Source organism: Slackia sp. (assembly GCF_977041755.1).
This window is the reverse complement of the sequence record NZ_CDRRGL010000026.1, coordinates 1-18,969: the sequence shown is the minus strand read 5'-3', so window position 1 is coordinate 18,969 and position 18,969 is coordinate 1. Positions and strand designations below refer to the sequence as shown.

At 57.6% G+C, this 18,969-nt stretch carries 16 protein-coding genes and 1 other RNA gene; 13 read left to right on the top strand and 4 right to left on the bottom strand.

The features are described from left to right. Nucleotides 1–1,262 (top strand): hypothetical protein (locus ACWI8T_RS03570; protein ID WP_449137963.1); only part of this gene is annotated, 1,262 nt, incomplete at its 5' end. A 147-nt stretch (nucleotides 1,263–1,409) separates the two neighbouring features. Here ACWI8T_RS03570 and ACWI8T_RS03565 read toward each other — a convergent pair. After that, the gene (locus ACWI8T_RS03565; RefSeq protein ID WP_449137962.1) at nucleotides 1,410–2,840 is read right to left on the bottom strand and encodes a zinc ribbon domain-containing protein; all 1,431 of its coding nucleotides are present in this window, start codon (nucleotides 2,838–2,840) and stop codon (nucleotides 1,410–1,412) included. Between the two features lie 231 nt (nucleotides 2,841–3,071). Between ACWI8T_RS03565 and ACWI8T_RS03560 the strand changes: the two genes are divergently transcribed. Beyond that, nucleotides 3,072–3,992 (top strand): Ppx/GppA phosphatase family protein, encoded by a 921-nt coding sequence (locus tag ACWI8T_RS03560; protein WP_449137961.1) that lies wholly within the window; start codon nucleotides 3,072–3,074, stop codon nucleotides 3,990–3,992. 110 nt (nucleotides 3,993–4,102) lie between these two features. On the opposite strand, the gene ACWI8T_RS03555 is transcribed toward ACWI8T_RS03560, so the two are convergent. Beyond that, nucleotides 4,103–4,549 (bottom strand): Hsp20/alpha crystallin family protein, encoded by a 447-nt coding sequence (locus tag ACWI8T_RS03555; protein WP_114615198.1) that lies wholly within the window; start codon nucleotides 4,547–4,549, stop codon nucleotides 4,103–4,105. 434 nt (nucleotides 4,550–4,983) lie between these two features. Between ACWI8T_RS03555 and ACWI8T_RS03550 the strand changes: the two genes are divergently transcribed. The 3 genes from ACWI8T_RS03550 (at nucleotide 4,984) to ACWI8T_RS03540 (ending at nucleotide 8,489) form a co-directional block, all read left to right on the top strand. Beyond that, nucleotides 4,984–6,321 carry a sodium-dependent transporter gene (locus ACWI8T_RS03550; protein ID WP_449137960.1) on the top strand — a complete coding sequence of 446 codons (1,338 nt, stop codon included), beginning with the start codon at nucleotides 4,984–4,986 and terminating at the stop codon, nucleotides 6,319–6,321. Between the two features lie 592 nt (nucleotides 6,322–6,913). Further along, on the top strand, nucleotides 6,914–7,486 hold the full coding sequence (locus tag ACWI8T_RS03545; RefSeq protein WP_449137959.1) for a tryptophan transporter: 573 nt from the start codon (nucleotides 6,914–6,916) through the stop codon (nucleotides 7,484–7,486). 235 nt (nucleotides 7,487–7,721) lie between these two features. Beyond that, a complete protein-coding gene (locus ACWI8T_RS03540) occupies nucleotides 7,722–8,489 on the top strand; it encodes an energy-coupling factor transporter transmembrane component T family protein (protein WP_449137958.1) in 768 nt (255 codons plus the stop codon). 16 nt (nucleotides 8,490–8,505) lie between these two features. Here ACWI8T_RS03540 and ACWI8T_RS03535 read toward each other — a convergent pair whose 3' ends face one another. After that, entirely contained in the window at nucleotides 8,506–8,883 is a 378-nt protein-coding gene (locus ACWI8T_RS03535) for a fluoride efflux transporter FluC (protein WP_449137964.1), read from the bottom strand. Then, nucleotides 8,883–9,353, bottom strand: coding sequence for a fluoride efflux transporter FluC (locus ACWI8T_RS03530; RefSeq protein ID WP_449137957.1), 471 nt, complete (start codon nucleotides 9,351–9,353; stop codon nucleotides 8,883–8,885). The genes ACWI8T_RS03535 and ACWI8T_RS03530 overlap by 1 nt, the downstream gene beginning before the upstream one ends. Nucleotides 9,354–9,560: 207 nt before the next feature. Between ACWI8T_RS03530 and ffs the strand changes: the two genes are divergently transcribed. The 8 genes from ffs to ACWI8T_RS03490 all read left to right on the top strand — a co-directional run. Next, nucleotides 9,561–9,654, top strand: an RNA gene (gene ffs / locus ACWI8T_RS03525) — signal recognition particle sRNA small type. Between the two features lie 122 nt (nucleotides 9,655–9,776). Beyond that, nucleotides 9,777–10,460, top strand: coding sequence for a VTT domain-containing protein (locus ACWI8T_RS03520; RefSeq protein ID WP_449137956.1), 684 nt, complete (start codon nucleotides 9,777–9,779; stop codon nucleotides 10,458–10,460). Nucleotides 10,461–10,768: 308 nt separating this feature from the next. Next, nucleotides 10,769–12,190, top strand: coding sequence for a WG repeat-containing protein (locus tag ACWI8T_RS03515; protein ID WP_449137955.1), 1,422 nt, complete (start codon nucleotides 10,769–10,771; stop codon nucleotides 12,188–12,190). A 5-nt stretch (nucleotides 12,191–12,195) separates the two neighbouring features. Then, entirely contained in the window at nucleotides 12,196–13,239 is a 1,044-nt protein-coding gene (locus ACWI8T_RS03510) for a hypothetical protein (protein WP_449137954.1), read from the top strand. Nucleotides 13,240–13,367: 128 nt separating this feature from the next. Continuing rightward, nucleotides 13,368–16,304 carry a DNA polymerase III subunit gamma/tau gene (gene dnaX / locus ACWI8T_RS03505; RefSeq protein WP_449137953.1) on the top strand — a complete coding sequence of 979 codons (2,937 nt, stop codon included), beginning with the start codon at nucleotides 13,368–13,370 and terminating at the stop codon, nucleotides 16,302–16,304. Between the two features lie 111 nt (nucleotides 16,305–16,415). Continuing rightward, complete coding sequence (locus ACWI8T_RS03500) at nucleotides 16,416–16,724, top strand: YbaB/EbfC family nucleoid-associated protein (protein WP_114615190.1); 309 nt, start codon at nucleotides 16,416–16,418, stop codon at nucleotides 16,722–16,724. A gap of 13 nt (nucleotides 16,725–16,737) precedes the next feature. Beyond that, complete coding sequence (gene recR / locus ACWI8T_RS03495; protein ID WP_419085556.1) at nucleotides 16,738–17,334, top strand: recombination mediator RecR; 597 nt, start codon at nucleotides 16,738–16,740, stop codon at nucleotides 17,332–17,334. An 844-nt stretch (nucleotides 17,335–18,178) separates the two neighbouring features. Further along, the coding region (locus ACWI8T_RS03490; RefSeq protein WP_449137952.1) for an arginine deiminase at nucleotides 18,179–18,969 on the top strand (791 nt) is incomplete at its 3' end.

The window sequence follows — 18,969 nt, the reverse complement described above, 5'->3', positions numbered from 1 at the left end:
AGTTCGTGCCGGCGAATGCCGTCGAGCGCTTTGCGACCTCTAATCAGGCCGCGCCGCGCCCCGCGTCGCAAATCGGCATCGAGGATCTCGCCTTTGTCGATAAGGACGGGCTGCTGCCGCTGGCCTTGCAAACAGGTCCTTTGTTCGGGGCGGACGTGCGCGAGTCGCTTGCCGATTGGCAAAGCGCGGCGAATGTGGCCCGCGCGGTTGTCACGGTGCAGGAAGTGGTGAATGGCGGCAAGCCGTTCGCGGTGTTGCGAGCCGACGAAGAATCGCAGTCGGAAGCGCTCGTCGCGAAAACCCTGGTGAAGAACGTTGAAACGGGAAACGACTTCTCGATTTTCGCTATTTCGTTCGCTGTTGATGTCGCTAGGGAAAATGGCTACGTGGCGCATATGCCAAGCATGCCGTGGCTGAAGAAATTCGTGGGCGACGAATTCGACTACGTGATAGGTGACATCGAGCACGACCCAGACGGGATTGATTATCTTACGGTCACGCTTTTCTCGTTCGAGCGTGAAATTACGCCGCTCGACTTTGCCCTGGTGCTTTCGTGCTTCTACGATGGCGCCCACGCAGACGAGCTCATTGAACAGGCAAAAAGGAATATCGCGGGGTTTGCGGAAGAAGAAGGCGATGAAAGCGATTCTTCGGTCCAATTCGATGCGACAACCGTCGAAGGAAAGCTCGATGTGCGCGAATCGGTGCTGACGGAAGAGGATGTCGTTTCGCTGCGCCATTTGGTTCAGGCGTTGATTTCGCTGCATTTGGAAGGCGTGCGCGTCGATTTGTTCCGCTCCACCGAAGACGACGATTTCCTGAGCTTCGATACCTATCTCGCGTACCTTTGGTTTTTGTTCTCGAGAAAGCTCGGCGACGTGAAAATCGGATATTGCGCCCGGTGCGGCAAGGCGTTTTCGCTCGCCCGTCGCCGCGGCGTGCCGAAGAAGTTCTGCAGCGAAGAATGCAAGACGGCCGCGAAAAATGACAAAACCCGTCAACTGCAAATCGATATTCGCCAGGCGTATGCGGAAGGCGACAGCGTGAGCGAAATCGCAGCTGCGTTTTTCCCAAAACAGGCGAGCGGCGTCGCGTGCGACAAGGTTCGCCATATGCTCGCAACGTGGGTCGAGCTTAAGCATGACGTCGATGACGATATCGCCCAGCGCTCGGGCGACCTCGCGAAACGTTGCATCGCCGAAGGCGTGTTCGATCAAAAATACGTTGAGCGGCGAATGAAGGCTTTGAAGAAGGCAAGGTAGCGAGCGAAGCGGCGCCTGCGGTGTGTTGCATATAAAGCAATGCCGGGTAGCTCAATCGGCCAATCCTCGATTGAGGCAATCGCCAAATAACGCGATAGGGCCGATTCGGGCTGCCCGGCGGTCGGAGCGGTTGAGCGTCTGCTCGTCCTACGCCTTTTCTACGTAGGTGCCCATGCTCATGCGGTACGTCGAGGTTTGGAAGGGGCTTTCGAAATACTTCGTGTTCGTCGCGGCAGAAAGCGACATGGTGTTCGACTCGCCGTCGCCCGCCGAAATCGTTGCATACGATTCGCCGCCCGTGAACGTTACCTGGTTTTCGGTGTCGTTGAGCTCGATGCTGAAATTGTCTTTGCCGAATTCGTGCTCAATTGTGCCGGTGAGGTTGCCCGAAAGGTTGACGGGCAGGTAATACTGGCCGGAAGAGCCCTTCGAGGTGTCGCCCGAGTATTTCCAATCGAGCGAATACGTAGCTGCGACCTGGTCATTTTCGCCATCGCTCGTGAATTCGATAGTCGAATTGGTCGTGCCCGTTTTGAACAGTCCACTTCCTGTATCGGTGTATTCGAATTTCTTGCCGGCGAAGTTCGTTGCCGTGTGCATGTTGGAAACCGCCGTATCGCCCGTGGGCTTCCAGCAATTGCCGTCGAAAACGAACGTGCGGGTATTGGTGGCAGTGTCGGTCGCGAACCAGAAGGTATACGAAACGTCTTGCGTGGCGGTAGAGGTGTAGGCGCCGTTGCTGGAATCAAGCGTCGACGAGAAATTCGAGATTTCGTAGTCGTCGTTTCCCGTGGCTTGGCTTATGCGCGCGACGCCCTGCAGCGGCGTGGTGGTGTTGCCGGTGATGGAGGGCCCAAGAAGGCTGACCCACGAATCTCCCTGCTTGACGTAATACGCCTCGCCCGTGAAGTCGGTCTTGAAGAAATCGTTTTCCATCGACCCCGAGAAATAGACATGGCGCGCCTTGTCGCTGCCCGTAATTGCCACGCCGATTTCGCCCGTCGATTCGTCTTCCTGCTTGTCGATCTTGAAGCTTTTCAGGTTGTAAGGCTGGGCGGTGACGTAGTCGTTTGCCACGACGCCGTCGGTTATGGTCGAGCTGTTTTGAAGCGCTTGACGCACGGTGTCTTCGGGCACGCTGTTCGCCATGTTGAAACCAACGACGGCCGCTACGATGATGGCTGCCACAGCGGCAACGACGCCGGCGACGATGCCTTTGCCTTTTTTGGTCGCGAGGAATTGCCCAGCGTGCGATGCGGCGGTGTTCATTTGGTACGAACTGGAGGAATTGCCTATTGAGCTGCCGAAATGAGCTGGTTCGCCGCACGCGTCGGCCGGCTCTCCGAACGCGGCGGCCACGTCGGCCGCGTCGGGCGCACCGTTTTCTGCGTTGCCGGGCGCTTCGTTCGGCGTGGTCATGGGTTGCGTGGGCTGCATGGGTTGTGTGGGTTGCGTGGCGCCCTCGTCGCCCTCGATGTTTCCCGTGGTCGCCGTCGAAGCGTCGCTCACGTTCTTTCCGCACGATGCGCAGAAGGCGGCATCATTCGGCAGGTCGTATCCGCAGAAGGGGCATTTCATGGTGGTTCCTTTCGTCGCCGAGCTTTGATGCCTCCATAGTAGAAACAATGTCATCTATATAAAATGGGTTTTAACCGGGTAAAAAACTAGTTTCAGTCGCGAGGCGCCATGGGCTTGCGAATGGGGATTTGCTGCTGCGTTCTGGCGATTTGACATGCGCTTTACGTGCGTCTCGCGCCAATCGGTATACTTAAATGTTGCATCTCGAAATTCGAAAGGCGGAATCGCTCTATGAACTACGGAGTCATCGACGTTGGGTCAAACACCGTGCGCTTGTGCGTCTATGACGTGTTGTGCCCCGAGAAACGCAAGTTCAAAACCATTATGAATCGCAAGATCATGGCGGGGTTGGCGGCGTATATCGTCGATGGGGCGTTTTCCGATGAAGGCATAGCCGAGGCTATTCTGGCGGTGAAAAAATGCCTGAAGCGCGCGAGCTATTTGTCGCCCGATCGCGTCGACGTGTTCGCAACCGCCGTGCTGCGCAATGTTTCGAACAGCGCGCAGGCGATTGCCGCGATCGAGCAAGGCGCGGGCTGCTCGATTTCGTTGCTTTCGAACAGCGACGAGGCTCATTTGGGGTTTGTGGGCGCGTCGTCGCGTGGCGCGCTGGACAACGGCGCCCTTATCGATATTGGCGGCGGGTCAACCGAGATTACCGTTATTGAAAATGGCGTCGACGTTGCGCGCACGAGCCTGCCCCAGGGGTCGCTTTCTTCATACAAGCGTTTTGTGGGCGATATTTTGCCCACCCAAAACGAGATTTCGGCCATTCGTGCGAGCGTTCGCAGGCTTATTGCCGCCGACAAGACGGGCGCCTGCGCTGGCTCCGCTTCGGAGCTTTATGGGGTCGGCGGTTCTATTCGTGCGCTTTCGGAAGTGAACGCATGGCTCGTGCCTGGCGCTTCGAGCGAAGAAATCACGCGCGACGATGTGAATCGCATGTTGCGCGACGTCGTCGAACATCGCCGCACGTTCATCGACGCGGTTTTGCACGTCTCGCCTGAGCGAATTCATACCATCGTGTGCGGGCTGGCGATTCTTGTCGAAGTTTTTGATGAGCTCGATGGGGCGCGCTTGCGCATTTGCGACCGCGGCGTGCGCGAAGGGTATTTGATTGAGCGCATGCTGGGCGAGGTGAAGTCGAAATAACGAAAGAGCCTGGTTGTTGTTCGCGGCCCACTTCTTATCAGTAGCAAAAAGAGCCGACCCGCATTGCGCGGGCCGGCTCTTCTCGTGGAAAGGGGAGACTCGGGAATCGATTACTCGATGCCGATGACCTTCTTGGTCTCTTCGGGCGCGGGGAGCTGCTTCTTGGGCACGGTAACCTTCAAAATGCCATTTTCGAATTTCGCGGAAATGTCGTCTTCGGAAATATCGTCGCCAACATAGAAGCTGCGGCTGCAGCTGCCGGTGAAGCGCTCCTTGCGAAGGTAAGTGCCCTGTTCATCCTTGTCTTCGGTCTCGGTTTCGGTGTTCGCGCTCACGGTAAGGTAGCCGTCTTGCAGCTCGGCGTGAACGTTTTCCTTCTTGAAGCCCGGCAAATCGATGTCAAGCTCGAAAGCCTTCTCGGTTTCCTTAATGTCGGTTTTCATCATGGCCGGTGCGGGCTTCTGGCCTTGCGGACGGTTTCCGAAGAATCCCATATCCCAAGGGTCGCTCAAAAAGTCGCTCAAGAAATCGTTCCTACGTGCAGGTACCAACATCATGACTCACTGCCTTTCTCGTACGGGGCCATCGCCTCGCTCTTTCTTTTGACAATTTGCAGTATAGGAGCTTTTTAGCACTCTTCAAGTGAGAGTGCTAAATGCCGCCGTTTCGTTACCTTGGTAACATTCGCGGCTGCGCGGGCGTGCGTTTCGGCTTGGGCTCGGTGTGCGCTTCGGCTTGGGCGCGGGCGTGGGAAGGCGGGGATTGCGCTCGCGCGCTTGCGTTGACGGAGGCGGGATTGGTTTCCGAAGATGGAAGATGCCCGTTTTTTTGGAAGCCGCTCGTTTGCGCGCTTCGACATCGATCGATTCGCATCGCTCTAGCCCGATGCGGTTCCCTGCGCGTGTATTGGCCAGCGAAATGTTCGTTTGGCATGCGGCCCGAACATGAAGTCTGCTATCGTGAGCAGGTTGCAATTCAGAAAGGGGCCCCTATGGCCGAAACCACTTCGTCGCGAGACTCGTTCAGCGGCAAAACCGCATTCATCATTTCCTGCATTGGCTCGGCGGTGGGCCTTTCGGGCATTTGGCTGTTCCCGTATCGCGTATCCCAATATGGCGGCGCGGCGTTCCTGATTCCCTATTTGTTCTTCGTCGTAGTGCTGGGCATTACGGGCGTCATTGGCGAAATGGCGTTTGGTCGCGCTATGGGCACGGGTCCCATGGGCGCGTTTTCGAAGGCGCTCGAAATGCGCGGCGTGAAAAACGGCGACAAAATCGGTCGCGTTATTGGCATTATTCCCGTGCTGGGCGCGCTCGGCATCGCCATTGGTTATGCCGTGGTCATCGGTTGGTTCATTAAGTATCTCATCGAGGCTGCGTGCGGAACGCTGGTGACGCAGCCCGATATGGCGGCGTTCTTCGGGTCGATCGCGGGGCCTTTTGGCAGCGTTGGCTACCATGTGGCGGCGCTTGCCATTACGCTGGCCGTTATGGCGTTCGGCGTCTCGCGCGGCATTGAGCGCCTGAATAAAATCATGATGCCCATTTTCTTCGTCTTGTTCTGCGTGTTGCTTGTGCGCGTGGCCATGCTGCCGGGCGCGCTTGACGGCTATGCCTATTTGTTTGTGCCCCATTGGGAGGCGCTCGCGAATCCGCAAACGTGGGTTTTGGCCCTTGGCCAGGCATTCTTTGGATTGTCGCTCGCAGGAAGCGGCACTCTGGTGTACGGCAGCTATTTGAAGAACGACGTCGACGTTGTGTCGTCGGCCAAAAACGTGGTGCTGTTTTCGACGCTTGCCGCGGTGCTTTCTGCCATGGTGGTTATTCCCGCGGTGTTCGCGCTTGGCGTCGACCCACTTTCCGGCCCGCCGCTGCTCTTCATCACGTTGCCCCAGGTGTTTGCCGATATGCCGTTCGGTGGTCTGTTCTGCTTCTTGTTCTTCTTGGCGGTGGCGTGCGCTGCGCTTACGAGTTTGGTGAACTTGTTCGAGCCGCCCATTGAGGCACTGCAGAGCCAGCTGAACATGCCGCGTTGGGCTGCGGTTCTCGCTGTGTTCGTCGTGGCGCTTGGCGTAGGCGTGTTTATCGAAGATGGCAATGCCGTGGGGGCGTGGATGGATTTCGTTTCGATCTACGCGATTCCTCTGGGTGCGCTGTGCGCGGCGATCATGTTCTTCTGGGTGTGCCCGAGGGGTTTCGCGAAGGCCCAAGCGCAGCTCGGTCGCAAAAAGCCTTTGGGGGCGTGGTTCGAGCCCATGGCGCGCTACGTGTTCGTGGGGCTTACAGCGCTCGTGATTATCCTGGGCATCGCGCTCGGCGGCATTGGATAGGAGTTTCCTTTAGAAACTATGTATCGCAAATAAAGTTTTTACGAAGTGCGTACCCTGTTCTGGTTTTGTCGCATGAAGGCATCGAGCCAAAAGTCGCGACCAGGCGTTTTCGTGCGAATCTTGATGTGTCTTTTCGCAAACCGCAATCTAGGGTACGCACTTCGTCAATAGTTACGTTGAGAAACCTTATTTTTATAAATCATACTAAAAATGTTGGTTGCTATCGCGCTTTACTGTGATAAAGTATTCGCAACGTTAGCGCGGGGCATCCCGCATCGTAAGTTTTAGAAAGGAGCACGAAGTTGGCTCGCATCGCATACACTGCCATGGTTTCCAAAAACGCCAAGAACTGGTGGTGGCGCGGTGTCGAAACGGTCGGTCGATCGTGAGCTGCTCGCGCCCTTAATCGCGTATGCAAGGCTCCCGGTTTGACCGGGAGCCTTTTTCGTTTTCGTTCCTTTTTCTGGTTCCCGGTCTTAGACGCCTGGTCGCGAAAGTGCCAGCTCATGCGCAATCGCCCATTTCGGCCCGCGCGCCTCCACTCCAGTAAACCGCGCGCCGCTTCGCGCGGCTTTTCCGAAGGGAATCTACCATGTCTGAAGTTACCGCCCAACCTCGCACCGTCGCCGCCGAAAAGAAGACCGGTGCGCTCGATACATCTGCGCTCATCCTCGTCGCCGTTCTGCTTGCGGCTGGTGCCATTTTGAAGCTCACGCTTGGCAGCGTGCTTTCGTTTGCCGGCATGAAGCCGAATTTCATTATCGCCATGTACTGCCTGGCCATTCTTCTCGTTCGCCCGAAACCCCTGCAGGCTATGGGCATCGGCCTGATCGCTGGCCTCATTTGCCAAATTCCCATGCTTGCCGCAACGCCGCTTTTGAATATCGCGTCTGAAACTTTGGGCGGCTTGGCTATGGGTCTGCTCATCATGCTTCCCCTGAAGTTTGGCAAATTCGATGCGAGCCCGATTGCCTCGACTTTCCTTGCCACTGTCGTTTCGGGTTACATGTTCGTGCTGCTGCTCGCTGCGATGAACGGCATCGCGATTCCTGTCGCCCTGGTGACCTATGCCGTTATGGTATTCGGCACGGCGATGTTCAATGCGCTGCTCGTGCAGATCCTGATTCTTCCTCTGCGCCGCGCTCTGAATCGCTCGGCGGCTTAACCCCTGCGCGGCTTCACCGTTTCGCGCCGTTTCGCGCCCGCTTAAACCTGTTAAATGCTCGCAGCGTTTAACAGGTTTTGGTTGGAGTTGGGGCGAGGTGTCGTGCTTCTTGTTTGACGTGTGAGCTCGCTCAGCGCCCCGAGCTCGTCTACCTGTTAAACGCTACGAGCATTTAACAGGTCGATACCGCGTGCTCGCCGTCTTGATGCGCGCGTCTGAAGAAAGGTTGCCCAATATGTCGAACTTTATGGAATACGTCGAAGGCGAGAGCGTTCTTCACCGAATGAATCCTATAGCGAAACTCGTATGCGCCATTGTGCTGTGCGTTGCGTGCTTCTGCTCGTCGAGTCTGCTGTTCCTCTTGGGCATGGTCGCGGCAGGGTTCGCCCTTGCCGCAGCGAGCACGTTGGTTGGCCCCACGCTGGGGCTCGCCCGAGCAGTGCTGCTCTTCTCGCTGATTCTCGCAATCATCCAAGTATTGAGCACGCCGTCTGGCGCACTGTTGGTCGCGTTGCCGTGGGGCTATATTGGCACGGGCAGCCTGCTTGCGGCCGCGACGACCATGGTTCGTCTGGTGGCGGCGAGCATTCCCCTTTACATCGCACTTAGGGTCACCAAGCTTTCCGATATAACGAATGCGCTGGTCAAAGTCGCACATGTGCCGTATCGCTATGCATTCACGTTCACTTCCGCCATTCGCTTCATTCCGTTGTTCATGAGCGATATGCGCGCAATCACCGAGGCCCAAACAGCGCGCGGCGTGAACATGGACGAAGGCGGCATGGCGCACAAGATTCGCCTTATGGCGCCGCTCTGCGTGCCGTTGCTCGTTGGGTCGGTGCGCAAGGTCAACGCTTCGGCGCTCGCGGCAGAAATGCGCGGCTTTGGCCTGCGCACTGCGGAAAGCGGCTATGACGAATACGCTTTTGCTGCTTGCGATTACGCCGGCATGGCGGCAAGCATAGCTCTGCTTGCGATTGCGATCACGGTGACGTTCTTCTAAAGGTATCAATAAGAAACTAATAAAGAATGTGATGCGTCACAGCGAACCCAAGCGCTGCGGCGCCAAGCGTGCATGCATAGGTTGCGGCCACATATGCAACGCCCAAAGCGCGCTTTCCGCCAAGCACAAGATCGACGGCTTCGCAATTCATGGTCGAAAGCGTGGAGAAGCCGCCAAGAAAACCCATGGTCAGTGCCGTATAAAAGGTTTGGTTCAGCGCCAAGCACCCGGCGAGCGCCGCGCCTGCAATGGTGCATGCGCACAGGTTGATGAAGAAGGTCGGCCAGGGAAACGCGCTTTTGAAAATCAGCTTCATGAAGGTCGAGGCTTTGTGGCGGCACAGCGCCCCGAGCGCGCCGCCGAGGCCTACCGCCAAAAACGAGAGCACGTTCATCACGCAACGCCTTCTTCCGCCTTGCGGGCGCGATGCGCTTCGAGCGCGCGCGACGCGCGGTGTCCGGCAAGCGCCGCAATGAACGTGGTCGCGATAGTCGCGGCCATGTATGCCGCGAAAATCCCGTAGCGTCCCGCCTGCAAGAATGCGAGGCTTTCGGTCGAGAACGCGGAAATGGTGGTAAACGCGCCCACGAGTCCAACGCCCATTGATTTCACGAGGGGCGCGGGCAGCTGCGTGCGCCGGCCCACATATTGATTGATGATTTCCAAAGTAAAGCAGCCGAAGATGTTCACGATGAGCGTGGCTGCGGGAAAGCCCCCTTGCGCGGGCAGAGCCATTTCCAACGCATAGCGAAGGGAAGCGCCCAGAAAGCCCATGAGCAGAACGAGCGGGGTGAGCGCGTGGGGGTCGGAAAGCGCATGCTTCGCTGCAAGTGCGAAATGCGAATTGTGTTCATGCGTATTCATGTGGCCCCTTTCAACGGCGAGAGTATAGCGCAACGGCGAAGCGCGGGCGTCGATTGAACGACCAATCTTTTCGCCCTTCGGTCTTTCCGAGGTTTCATACCTCGCTTTCGTCGGGCGCGGAGAGTCCGTGGGTTTTTTGTTGCGCGGAACGCGAAGGGCTGCGTCCCTTTGTTGGCTCGGGTATACTGGTCAAGTTCCAAATGCCTTGGATGGGCTTGGGCGGCGCCATGTTCCGAACCTGGTCAGGTCGGGGACGAAGCAGCCATAAGGGGCCTCTGGCGAGCGCCCACGCCTATCCAAGGCATTGGCATGTTCAGAGGGGCCGCATGGCCCCTCTTTTTGCAAAATCGGGGTAACGTTTTTTGGAAACGAAGCGGCTTCAGGCTATCGTTCCTTGGAGTTATTCCAGATGAAAGGTCATTCGTGAACGTCATCCAATTCTTTTTGAACTTGCTTTCCGATCCGCGAGGCGCTATTGCCGGTTGGATCATTTCGCTTGGTGCGGTGTGGGTCTACACGCCGCTGTTCCTTATCGTGTTCATTGAAACGGGCCTGGTGTTCTTCCCGTTTTTGCCGGGCGACTCGCTCCTATTCGCGGCGGGCGTGTTTTCCGCCGACGGCGGTGGCTTGAATATCTGGGCCACGCTCATCGTGTTCTATGCGGCTGCCATTTTGGGCAACACGTCGAACTACTGGATCGCCCGCTTCTTCGGCGCGCGCATCATCGATTCTGGCAAAATCAAGGCGCTCACGCCCGAGCGCATGGCCAAGCTCGACCACTTTTTCGCGAAATACGGCGGCCTTACCATCGTCATTACGCGATTCATGCCGTTCTTCCGCACGTTTGCGCCGTTCATCGCGGGCACGGGCCACATGAATTTCGGCAAGTTCACCTTGTTCAACGCCATTGGCGGCATTTCGTGGGTTTCGCTGTTCGTGCTCGTGGGTTACTTCTTCGGCGGCATTCCGTTTGTGCAGGACCACTTCGAGGTCATCGTTTTGGGCATTGTCGCGGTGTCGGTGGCGCCCGCGTTTATTGGCGCGGTGAAAGCGGCGATGGGTTCGAAGAAGGGCGACAAAACGAAGAACGCCAAGCACGCGAAATAACGCTGTTTGCCGCATCGTATTTCGAACACGCGAAATAATGCGACTTGCCTGAACCGTACCTCTATATACCTATATATATATTGAAAGGCGCGCTCCTCGGGGCGTGCCTTTTGCATTGGCGGGTTGCTGCTGAGCGTGCGTTCTTTGCCACGAAGATTCTTCTTGGGGCGAATCGCTTGCGAAAGCGCGTTCCGAAGTCTTGGGCTAAGGTAAAAATAAATTTACCCGCTTAAAATCGCTTAATACTGCCGACCCATTCTTTCTATAATACAGACAAAGGAAACGACGAAGGGAAGGTGGGAACGCACATGAGCGTTGCAAAAAATGCGCTGCGCACGCACGGCTTTGCGGTTGCTGGCATTTCTGTTGCATGCATGCTCGCTGCAGCCTGCTTGGCTGCGGGAGTACCGTGCAATCAGGTAGCATATGCTTCTGAAACGGAATCCCAATCGCAGACGGCAAACGCGCAGAATGCACAAAGCAGCAGCTATTTATATGCGGTGCGAGATTCCGAAACGAATTTATGGGGTTTTGTCGATGCGGCGGGGACGCAAGTGATTCCGTGCCAGTTCGAGTCGCTTGGAAGTTTGCCGGGGCAATCGCCCAGTCTTGTGACGACGTATTCGCCGAACAACGGGACAAAGTCCTATTTCCCCGATTTTGGATGCGCCTATGATTTGCCGGGCGGCGTGATGAACGATGATCCGTTCCCTGCACAAGATCCCGATACCGAAAAATGGGGCTATATTGACAAGTCGGGCGAATGGGCTATCGAGCCCGAATACGAGCAAGCGCGCATGTTCAGCGATGGGTTTGGCCTGGTGTACTCCGAAGACAAGGGTGCAGGTTTCGTAAATGCCCAAGGCGAACTCGTGGTGAGCGGGTACATTGCCGCCACGTCGTTCAGTGACGGCGTGGCGTTCGTTTCGGGTAAGCTCGACGACGAGAAAAACGGCATTAAGCACAATAATTCCTATGCTGCGATTGACAAGAACGGTGCGTGGACGCTCGACTCGGCGAAAAGCTCTACCGAAACCGATCGCTATTGCTACAAGCAGCCCATCTTCTTCCACGATGGCGTGGGCTTCGAAGGCATCAAAGATGGCAAGGCCGTTTACGTTGACAGCAAAGGCAATGAAGCACTCAGCGCGAGTTCTGGCCACGATGGCGTGAGCATTGCTGCCGCGGGGCCTTTTTACGACGGATATGCCACTATAAGGTTGCAGGGCAACGACATGTGGGCCAAAGCAGGTTACACTGGCATGAATGGCACCACGGCATATGGTCTTATCGATAAAACGGGCGCCCTCGTGAAAGACCCGACAGCGAAGTCTACGCAATGGGCAACGCTTGTCGACTTGTGGGGCGGCATTAACCACGCGGGCGGCGGAATGGTTGCTGCGCAGGATTCGGTTTCGGGCCTGTGGGGTTACCTCGATGCGAAATCGGGCGAATGGAAGATTCAGCCGCTCTTCTCGGAAGCCAAGCCGTTTGCCGATGGCATGGCGTATGCAAAAGATTTCGCGACAGACGATTGGGGCATCATCGACGATTCCGGCGCATGGACGGCTGTTCCTCGTTTGGATAACTTCAATTCCGACGATCAATCCCTTGTTGCCGCAGGTGGTCTTGTGTACGGTACCGCCGAGGCGGTGGGCGGTGCCGCGCCTGTTACTTCAGAAGGCTGGATGAATGCCCGGGGTCTTTGGGTTGCGTCGTGGAAGTTGTGATGCAAATGAAGCGTTTGAAAATGAACCATGCCTCATGGCTGCGTGCCACTGTTGCGATTGCGTTTGCGGCCTGCGCGCTTGCTGCCCTTGCCGGCTGCGCTTCTCCGAAGGTGGAAGTTGAACAGTCGCAGGTGCAAAGTGATTTCGAGGCGACCGAGGAATCCTTGGTTTCCGATGGCGTTTTGGTGCAAAGCCCTTATGTTGACAACGACGATTACGCGCTTACTGCGTTCGATGTTTCCGATTCCCACGTGGCTGACGACGGCGCGAATGTGTTCAATGCCAAGGCGACGTTTGAGAACAGCGCCTTCCGCACCACGATGGACGTTGTGGCAACCTATGCGAAAGACGGCGATTCCTATGTGCCGAACTTCGAGACATCGAACGCTTCGACGAAGGCCGTTTCGGGTATCGTATATGACCCCCAGGGCACGTTGAGCTCGTCTGATTTGGAAAATATTCAAGGCATCGATTTTGATGAAGATGCTCAAACGTGCACCGTTTCGGTGGCGTACGAGCCCGAATGGTTTGAAAGCGTGCAGGGCGATGTGAAGTACGTTTATCGCTTCGATGGCGCGTCGTGGGCGCCCGATGCGAGCGCAAGCAACTCTGCCTCTGTGAGCTACAGCCCACTCGTAGCGACATATGATCAGTTCGATGCCGATACCGACAAGGGCGGCTGCCTTACTAAGATCGACATCGTGAGCCTCGATGAGAAAACGGGCGAAGTAACCGCGAACGTTACTTGGACGCGCGGCAAGCATTCCAACCATGCCGCCGCTGCCGCTCTGCGAAGCGTTACCGACGATACCGATGTCACGATCGATGCCACCGTGAAAGGTACACTGTATTCTGCACCCACCGAAGCGGGCACGCATCGTGTGACGGCAACGCTTACGGGCACGGCCTCAAACGGCAAACCGATGGTCGTAGGCATATTTGCTGGCGGCGATGGGTACACCGAGAATGGGATGATTGTCTACAACGCATCGGTGCAAACCGACGATGCGTCCTATACCTGCTTCAGCACTATCTCGAAGAAAATCTAGCGGGCGAGCTTCTATCAATACGGCGAACTCTTTCAGAAGCGTCCGGCAACCCCGGGCGCTTCTTCTATAATAGGGCGGAATGCACAAGGCGCCGCGAGCGCCGCACACGAATGCGAAGGACCTACGCGATGTCGGAAGCCTTATACCGCAAGTACCGCCCGCAAACGTTTGAAGACGTGGTGGGCCAAACCCATATCGAGCGCACGCTCAAAAACGCCATCGAGCAAGACAAAGTAGGCCACGCCTACATGTTCTGCGGCCCCCGCGGCACGGGCAAAACCACGACGGCACGTCTGCTCGCCAAGGCGCTTTTGTGCGAAAAGGGGCCCACGCCCGCTCCCGATGGCACGTGCGAACAGTGCCTCGCCATTGCCGAGGGTAACCATCCCGATGTCTACGAGCTCGACGCGGCAAGCCGCACGGGCGTCGATAATGTGCGCGAGGAAATTATCGGTCGCGTTCAATATGCTCCCACGCGCGGGCGCTACAAGGTCTATATCATCGACGAGGTTCACATGCTCTCGATCGCGGCGTTTAACGCGCTGCTGAAAACGCTCGAAGAACCCCCGAGCCACGTGGTGTTCATCATGTGCACCACCGATCCTCAAAAAGTTCCCGAAACCATTCAATCGCGCTGTCAGCGCTTTGATTTCCACCGTCTGAGCAACGAGGAGATTATTGCTCGCTTGGGCGCCGTGTGCACGGCGGAAGACGTGCAGTTTGAAGGCGACGCCCTCGATTTGGTGGCTCATCGCGCCCAGGGCGGAATGCGCGATGCGCTTACCATGCTCGAACAACTTATCGCGTTCGGCGACGGCAACGTGACCATGGAAGTTGCCAACGACGTTCTGGGCTCGCTCGACGTCGACGACATGAGTGGCATTGTTCGGTCGATTGCCACGCGCGATGCGGCGGCGTGCTTCACCTGGGTTTCCGAATATGTGGAAACGGGTGCCGACTTGGCTCGATTCGTGCGCGACTTGGCCGCGTACGTGCGCGATTTGTATGTGCTGTCGCTCACCGATGGGGCGGTTGCCGTGAACGCGCCGCAAAGCTCGCTGCCGCGCATGTCGGGCGAGGCTCAAATGTTTGGAATCGATCGCCTCGCGTATATCTTGCGCGTGCTGGGCGATTTGAATACGGAATTGCGCACGTCGACCAATCCGCGCCTGTCGTTTGAGATTGGTCTCACGCGCATGGTGCGCCCGCAAAGCGACCTTACGCTTGAATCGCTTGCTGCGCGCGTCGAAGTACTCGAGCGCGCGCTGGCGCAGGGCGCGGCTGCAGCACCTGCTGCAGCTCAGCCTGCCGCCATGGCGCAGCAGCCGGCGAGCGTTCCTCCCGCGGCGAATGCAGGGTATAGGCAGCCCGTTGCGGCTCCCGCTGTAGCCGCCCAGCCCGCCGCGCCGTCGTCGCCTGCCCAAGCTAGCCAATTCCAGCGTCCCATCCCGCGACCTGCGCAAACGCAGCCGGCGGCCCAGCCTGCTTCGCAGGGTGCTGCCATGGTTGACAAGGCGGCGGAATTTCGCGCCCAGCTCGAGCGTCGCCGCGCCCAACGTACGGCTGTTCCTCAAGCTCAGCCGCAGTCGCAAGGTTTTGCTCCGCAAGCTCAAGCTGCGCCGGCGCGCGCTGCGGCACCTGCCGCTGCTCCTGCTGCCGCCGCTTCCGTCGCGGCGGCCCCCGCTGCGCCTGCTGCTGTTTCTGCTGTTCCCGCCGTTGCGTCGAGCGACGTGAAAGCGAAACTTTCCAACCCGGCCGCCCTGCAGCGCGGATGGCAAACCGCGCTTGCCGATTTGAAGCGCCAGCGAGCCGCTTATGGTGCGCTGCTGCTTTCGGCGCGTATCGTGGCCGAGCCTGATGCGTCGGGAATTGCCATCGAATTCTCGCCCGAGAATTCGTTCGCGTTTTCTGCCGCTCAGAAACCCGACATTACCGCCGCAATCGAGTCGGCGCTTTCCGCGTCATTCGGCGGCCCTGTTCCGTTCCGCGTGACTCAGGGTTCTGCGGCCGGTGGCGCTGCTCCCGTCGCATCTGCGTCCGCGCCGGCGCCCGCTGCTCCGGCTGTTCCGGCTGCTGTGCACCGCGCTCAGCAATCGGTTCGAGCCCAGGCGCCTTCGGCCGGCCCTTCGCGCCAAGCGCCGCAGGCCGTCGCCGCACCGCCGTGGGAAGATGACGTGGTGCCGTATACCGACGCTGATATCGCTGCCTATATGCCTGAAGGGGAGCAGCCCCCTTTTACTGAGCCTGATGCGAGCCTAACCGCTGGGGCGCCGTCGCATCGGGAAGCCGCGTCCCGGCCTGGTGAGCCTGCCGTCTTCGCGAAACCTGCGAAAAACAATCCCTTCGCAGGAAGGAAAATGCCTGAAGGCATTGGAAGGGGAGTGCCAGCGCAGCCCGAGGCGACGGCTCAGGCAACCGAGTCAACCGTTTCTTCGAGCGCTGGCCAGGCGCCGAAGACCGCGCCTGAAAGCGCGCCCGCGAAGAAGCGCAAAACTGCTGCCGACAAGCTCGCCGAGGCGGTTGCGGAATTCGGCGATGCGATGCTCGTGGTGGGCCCCGATCCGGTTGACCCGTTCCCTGTGGCGCTGGAGCTTGGCTTCGATTCTGCCCCTGACCCGAAGAAAAAGGCCAAGGGCATGGTGAAGCCCAAAGGCTGGCCAATGCCTCAAGATGCGAAGCTGCTCGAGGGCCGCGACCTTGATGCATTGCGCGAGGGCTGTGACGGTGGACAAGAAGGGGAGGGACAAGGGTCTTCTTCCGACAGCTTGTCTTCGGGCCAATCCCTTCAGCCCGCGCCCGTTGCAGCGGCGGAGGCTGAGTCGCAGCTTGCGCCGGTCGCGGAACCTGAGTTTCCCGCTGAACCGCCCGCGCCCATTCCAGCGCCGCCTTCGCGTCCGAACCCGTTTGCGAATCGCGCGATGCCGCAGGGCATCGGTGGCGGGCAGGGCTCCCGCGAGCCCGTCGAATACGCGGGTGCATCCGCTGGAGCTTCGGGTGAAATGTCGGTCGAGGAGATTTTCGCGTCATTCGGCGTGAATATGAACAAGGTTACAGAAGAGCGATGACCTTGCGCGAAACCTTTCCCAAGCGAATGCGTTCGCGCGGAATATGGTAGGCTTTCAAGCCAGTGTGAAATCGCCGCGGCAGCGTGGCGTGTATCAAAAGGAGAAACGTTCATGGATATGAAGCAAATGATGCGCCAGGCGCAGAAGATGCAGGCCGAGCTTGCGAAGGCCCAGGAAGAAATCAAAACGATGACCGCCGAGGCCACCGCCGGCGGCGGCATGGTGAAGGTTGTCGCCCAGGGCGATATGACGGTGCAGTCCATCACCATCGATCCCGCCGCGATCGACCCCGAAGATGCTGATATGCTGCAGGACATGGTGTGCGCCGCCGTGAACGAGGCTCTGCGCGCCGTTTCCGCCCAGGGTTCCGCTCGCATTGGCCAGGCAACGGGCGGCATGAATATCCCCGGCTTGATGTAAGCGGGCGTTATTCGTGGAATCGGCTCCGGCCATCCAAAAGCTGCTCGACGAGCTTGAGCGCATGCCGGGCGTAGGCCCAAAAAGTGCCCAGCGTATCGCGTACTGGCTGCTCAATTCTCCGCGCGACTCCGCGTTGCGCCTCGCTGACGCAATCGTCGAGGTGAAAGATGCGGTGCATTTTTGCTCTCGGTGCTTCAATTACGCGGAAGGCGATGTGTGCGAGGTGTGCGCCTCGGCGAGCCGCGATGCCTCTACGATATGCGTCGTGAGCGAGCCTCGCGACGTGTCGGCGATTGAACGAACTGCAGCGTATTCGGGCCTCTACCACGTGCTTGGCGGCGCTCTTTCCCCCATGGACGGTGTTGGCCCCGATGATTTGCACATAACCGAGCTTATGGCGCGGTTGTCTGACGAGAGCGTGGCCGAGGTGGTGCTCGCCACCAATCCCAATGTGGAGGGCGAGACGACCGCGGCGTATTTGGCGCGCCTTATCAAGCCGCTCGGCATTAAAGTCACGCGCCTTGCAAGCGGCCTGCCCGTTGGCGGCGATCTTGAATTTGCCGACGAGGTGACGCTCGGCCGAGCCATTGAAAGCCGCCGCGCACTGTAGCGCAGCATCGAAACAGCGCATTTATAGACGCACGAACAGAAAGCCTTCGCGGTGTGAAACCGCGAAGGCTTTCTTGCATTCTGCGACCCGTTCACAGCGATTGCGGTTTGCCTTGGGAATCTGCCGTTTCCGGCGTCTCGTCGTTTTGTGGCGGCATCCGTCAATCGTATGGGGTTGCTGGAATCGCGGTTTTAAAGGTAAAACGCCTATTTGATACTGCTTTTACCCCAATTATTCGCGATTGGGGTAGGGGCCGGCGATATTTCGGGGCAATCTCGCCACTTCAGCAACCGAGGCGTTGTAGAATGCACTCATACACGGAGTCTTTTAAAGCTTCGGTGAACTAAGAGCCCTGCTTATAGGAGGGGAAGCGGGCTCTAGGCAAAGGCCATTCCCTGCGAATGGCCTTTTTTTAAACGTCTTTATGCGCGCATGACATATTAGTTTTCATATCATTCAGCAATTAATGCCCCTCATATACATTGTAATGCATATAATGACTTATGCTATGCAAAACAGCCAATTCTGGGCGATATTCGGTATGCATATATGCAAACAATTTGCATACAACACGGTAAATCCTTGTCTATAAGCGATAGATTTGCAGGAATAGATAGGTGCTGCAATATAAATCTTCAAAAAAGATATACAAAAAAGCGCGTTTTTATCCAAACCCTATGTGTAGCAGGGTTTTAAAATGCATAAAAGAAGCCGAGAATGCAACTAAGTGTGTTACACCAGGTCAGAAGCTTAAAAAAAGTCCTTGCGCTTTCTAATTTTGGGTGTCATTATGCAGATGTCGGCTTTGGGAAGACCGACAAGAGAGAGGAAAAAGGAGGCTCGTATGAATGGTATTCATGTAACGAGCGAAATCGGTAAGCTGAAGAAGGTGTGCCTGCATCGCCCCGGCGACGAGCTGCTCAATCTTCCGCCCGATGAGCTTGAGCGTCTGCTCTTTGACGACGTTCCGTACCTGGAAGTCGCCCAGCAAGAGCATGACCGCTTTGCTGAGATTCTTCGCGAGCAGGGCGTCGAGGTTCTGTACCTCGAGAAGCTCGTCGCAGAAGCTTTCGCAGCGAACCCCGGTGCTCGTGACGAGTTCCTCGACCAGTACTTGGCCGAGGCTGGCATTCATGGCCAGAAGATGCCCGCGATTGTTCGCGAGTATCTGAACACCTTCACGGACGACCTGGAATTCGTGAAGAAGACGATGGCTGGCGTTGCCAAGAGCGAAATCGACATGCCGCTCGCATCGTCCGCCACCCTCGACGATCTGGTCAGCGATCACAGCGACAAGCAGAGCGACCTGATCATCGACCCCATGCCGAACCTGTACTTCACCCGCGACCCGTTCGCGTGCGTGGGCAACGGCGTGAACTTGAACCGCATGTACTCCGTCACCCGTAATCGTGAGACGCTCTACGGCAAGTACATCTTCAAGTACCACCCCGATTACAAGGGCACCCCGTTGTGGTTCCGCCGCGACGCTCCGTTCCACACCGAGGGCGGCGACGTGCTCAACCTCACTCGCACCGCTCTGGCTGTTGGCATCTCCCAGCGTACCCAGGCTGCGGCTATCGACCTCATGGCCCAGAACATCTTCTGGAAGACCGAGGGCTGCGAGATTGAGAAGAT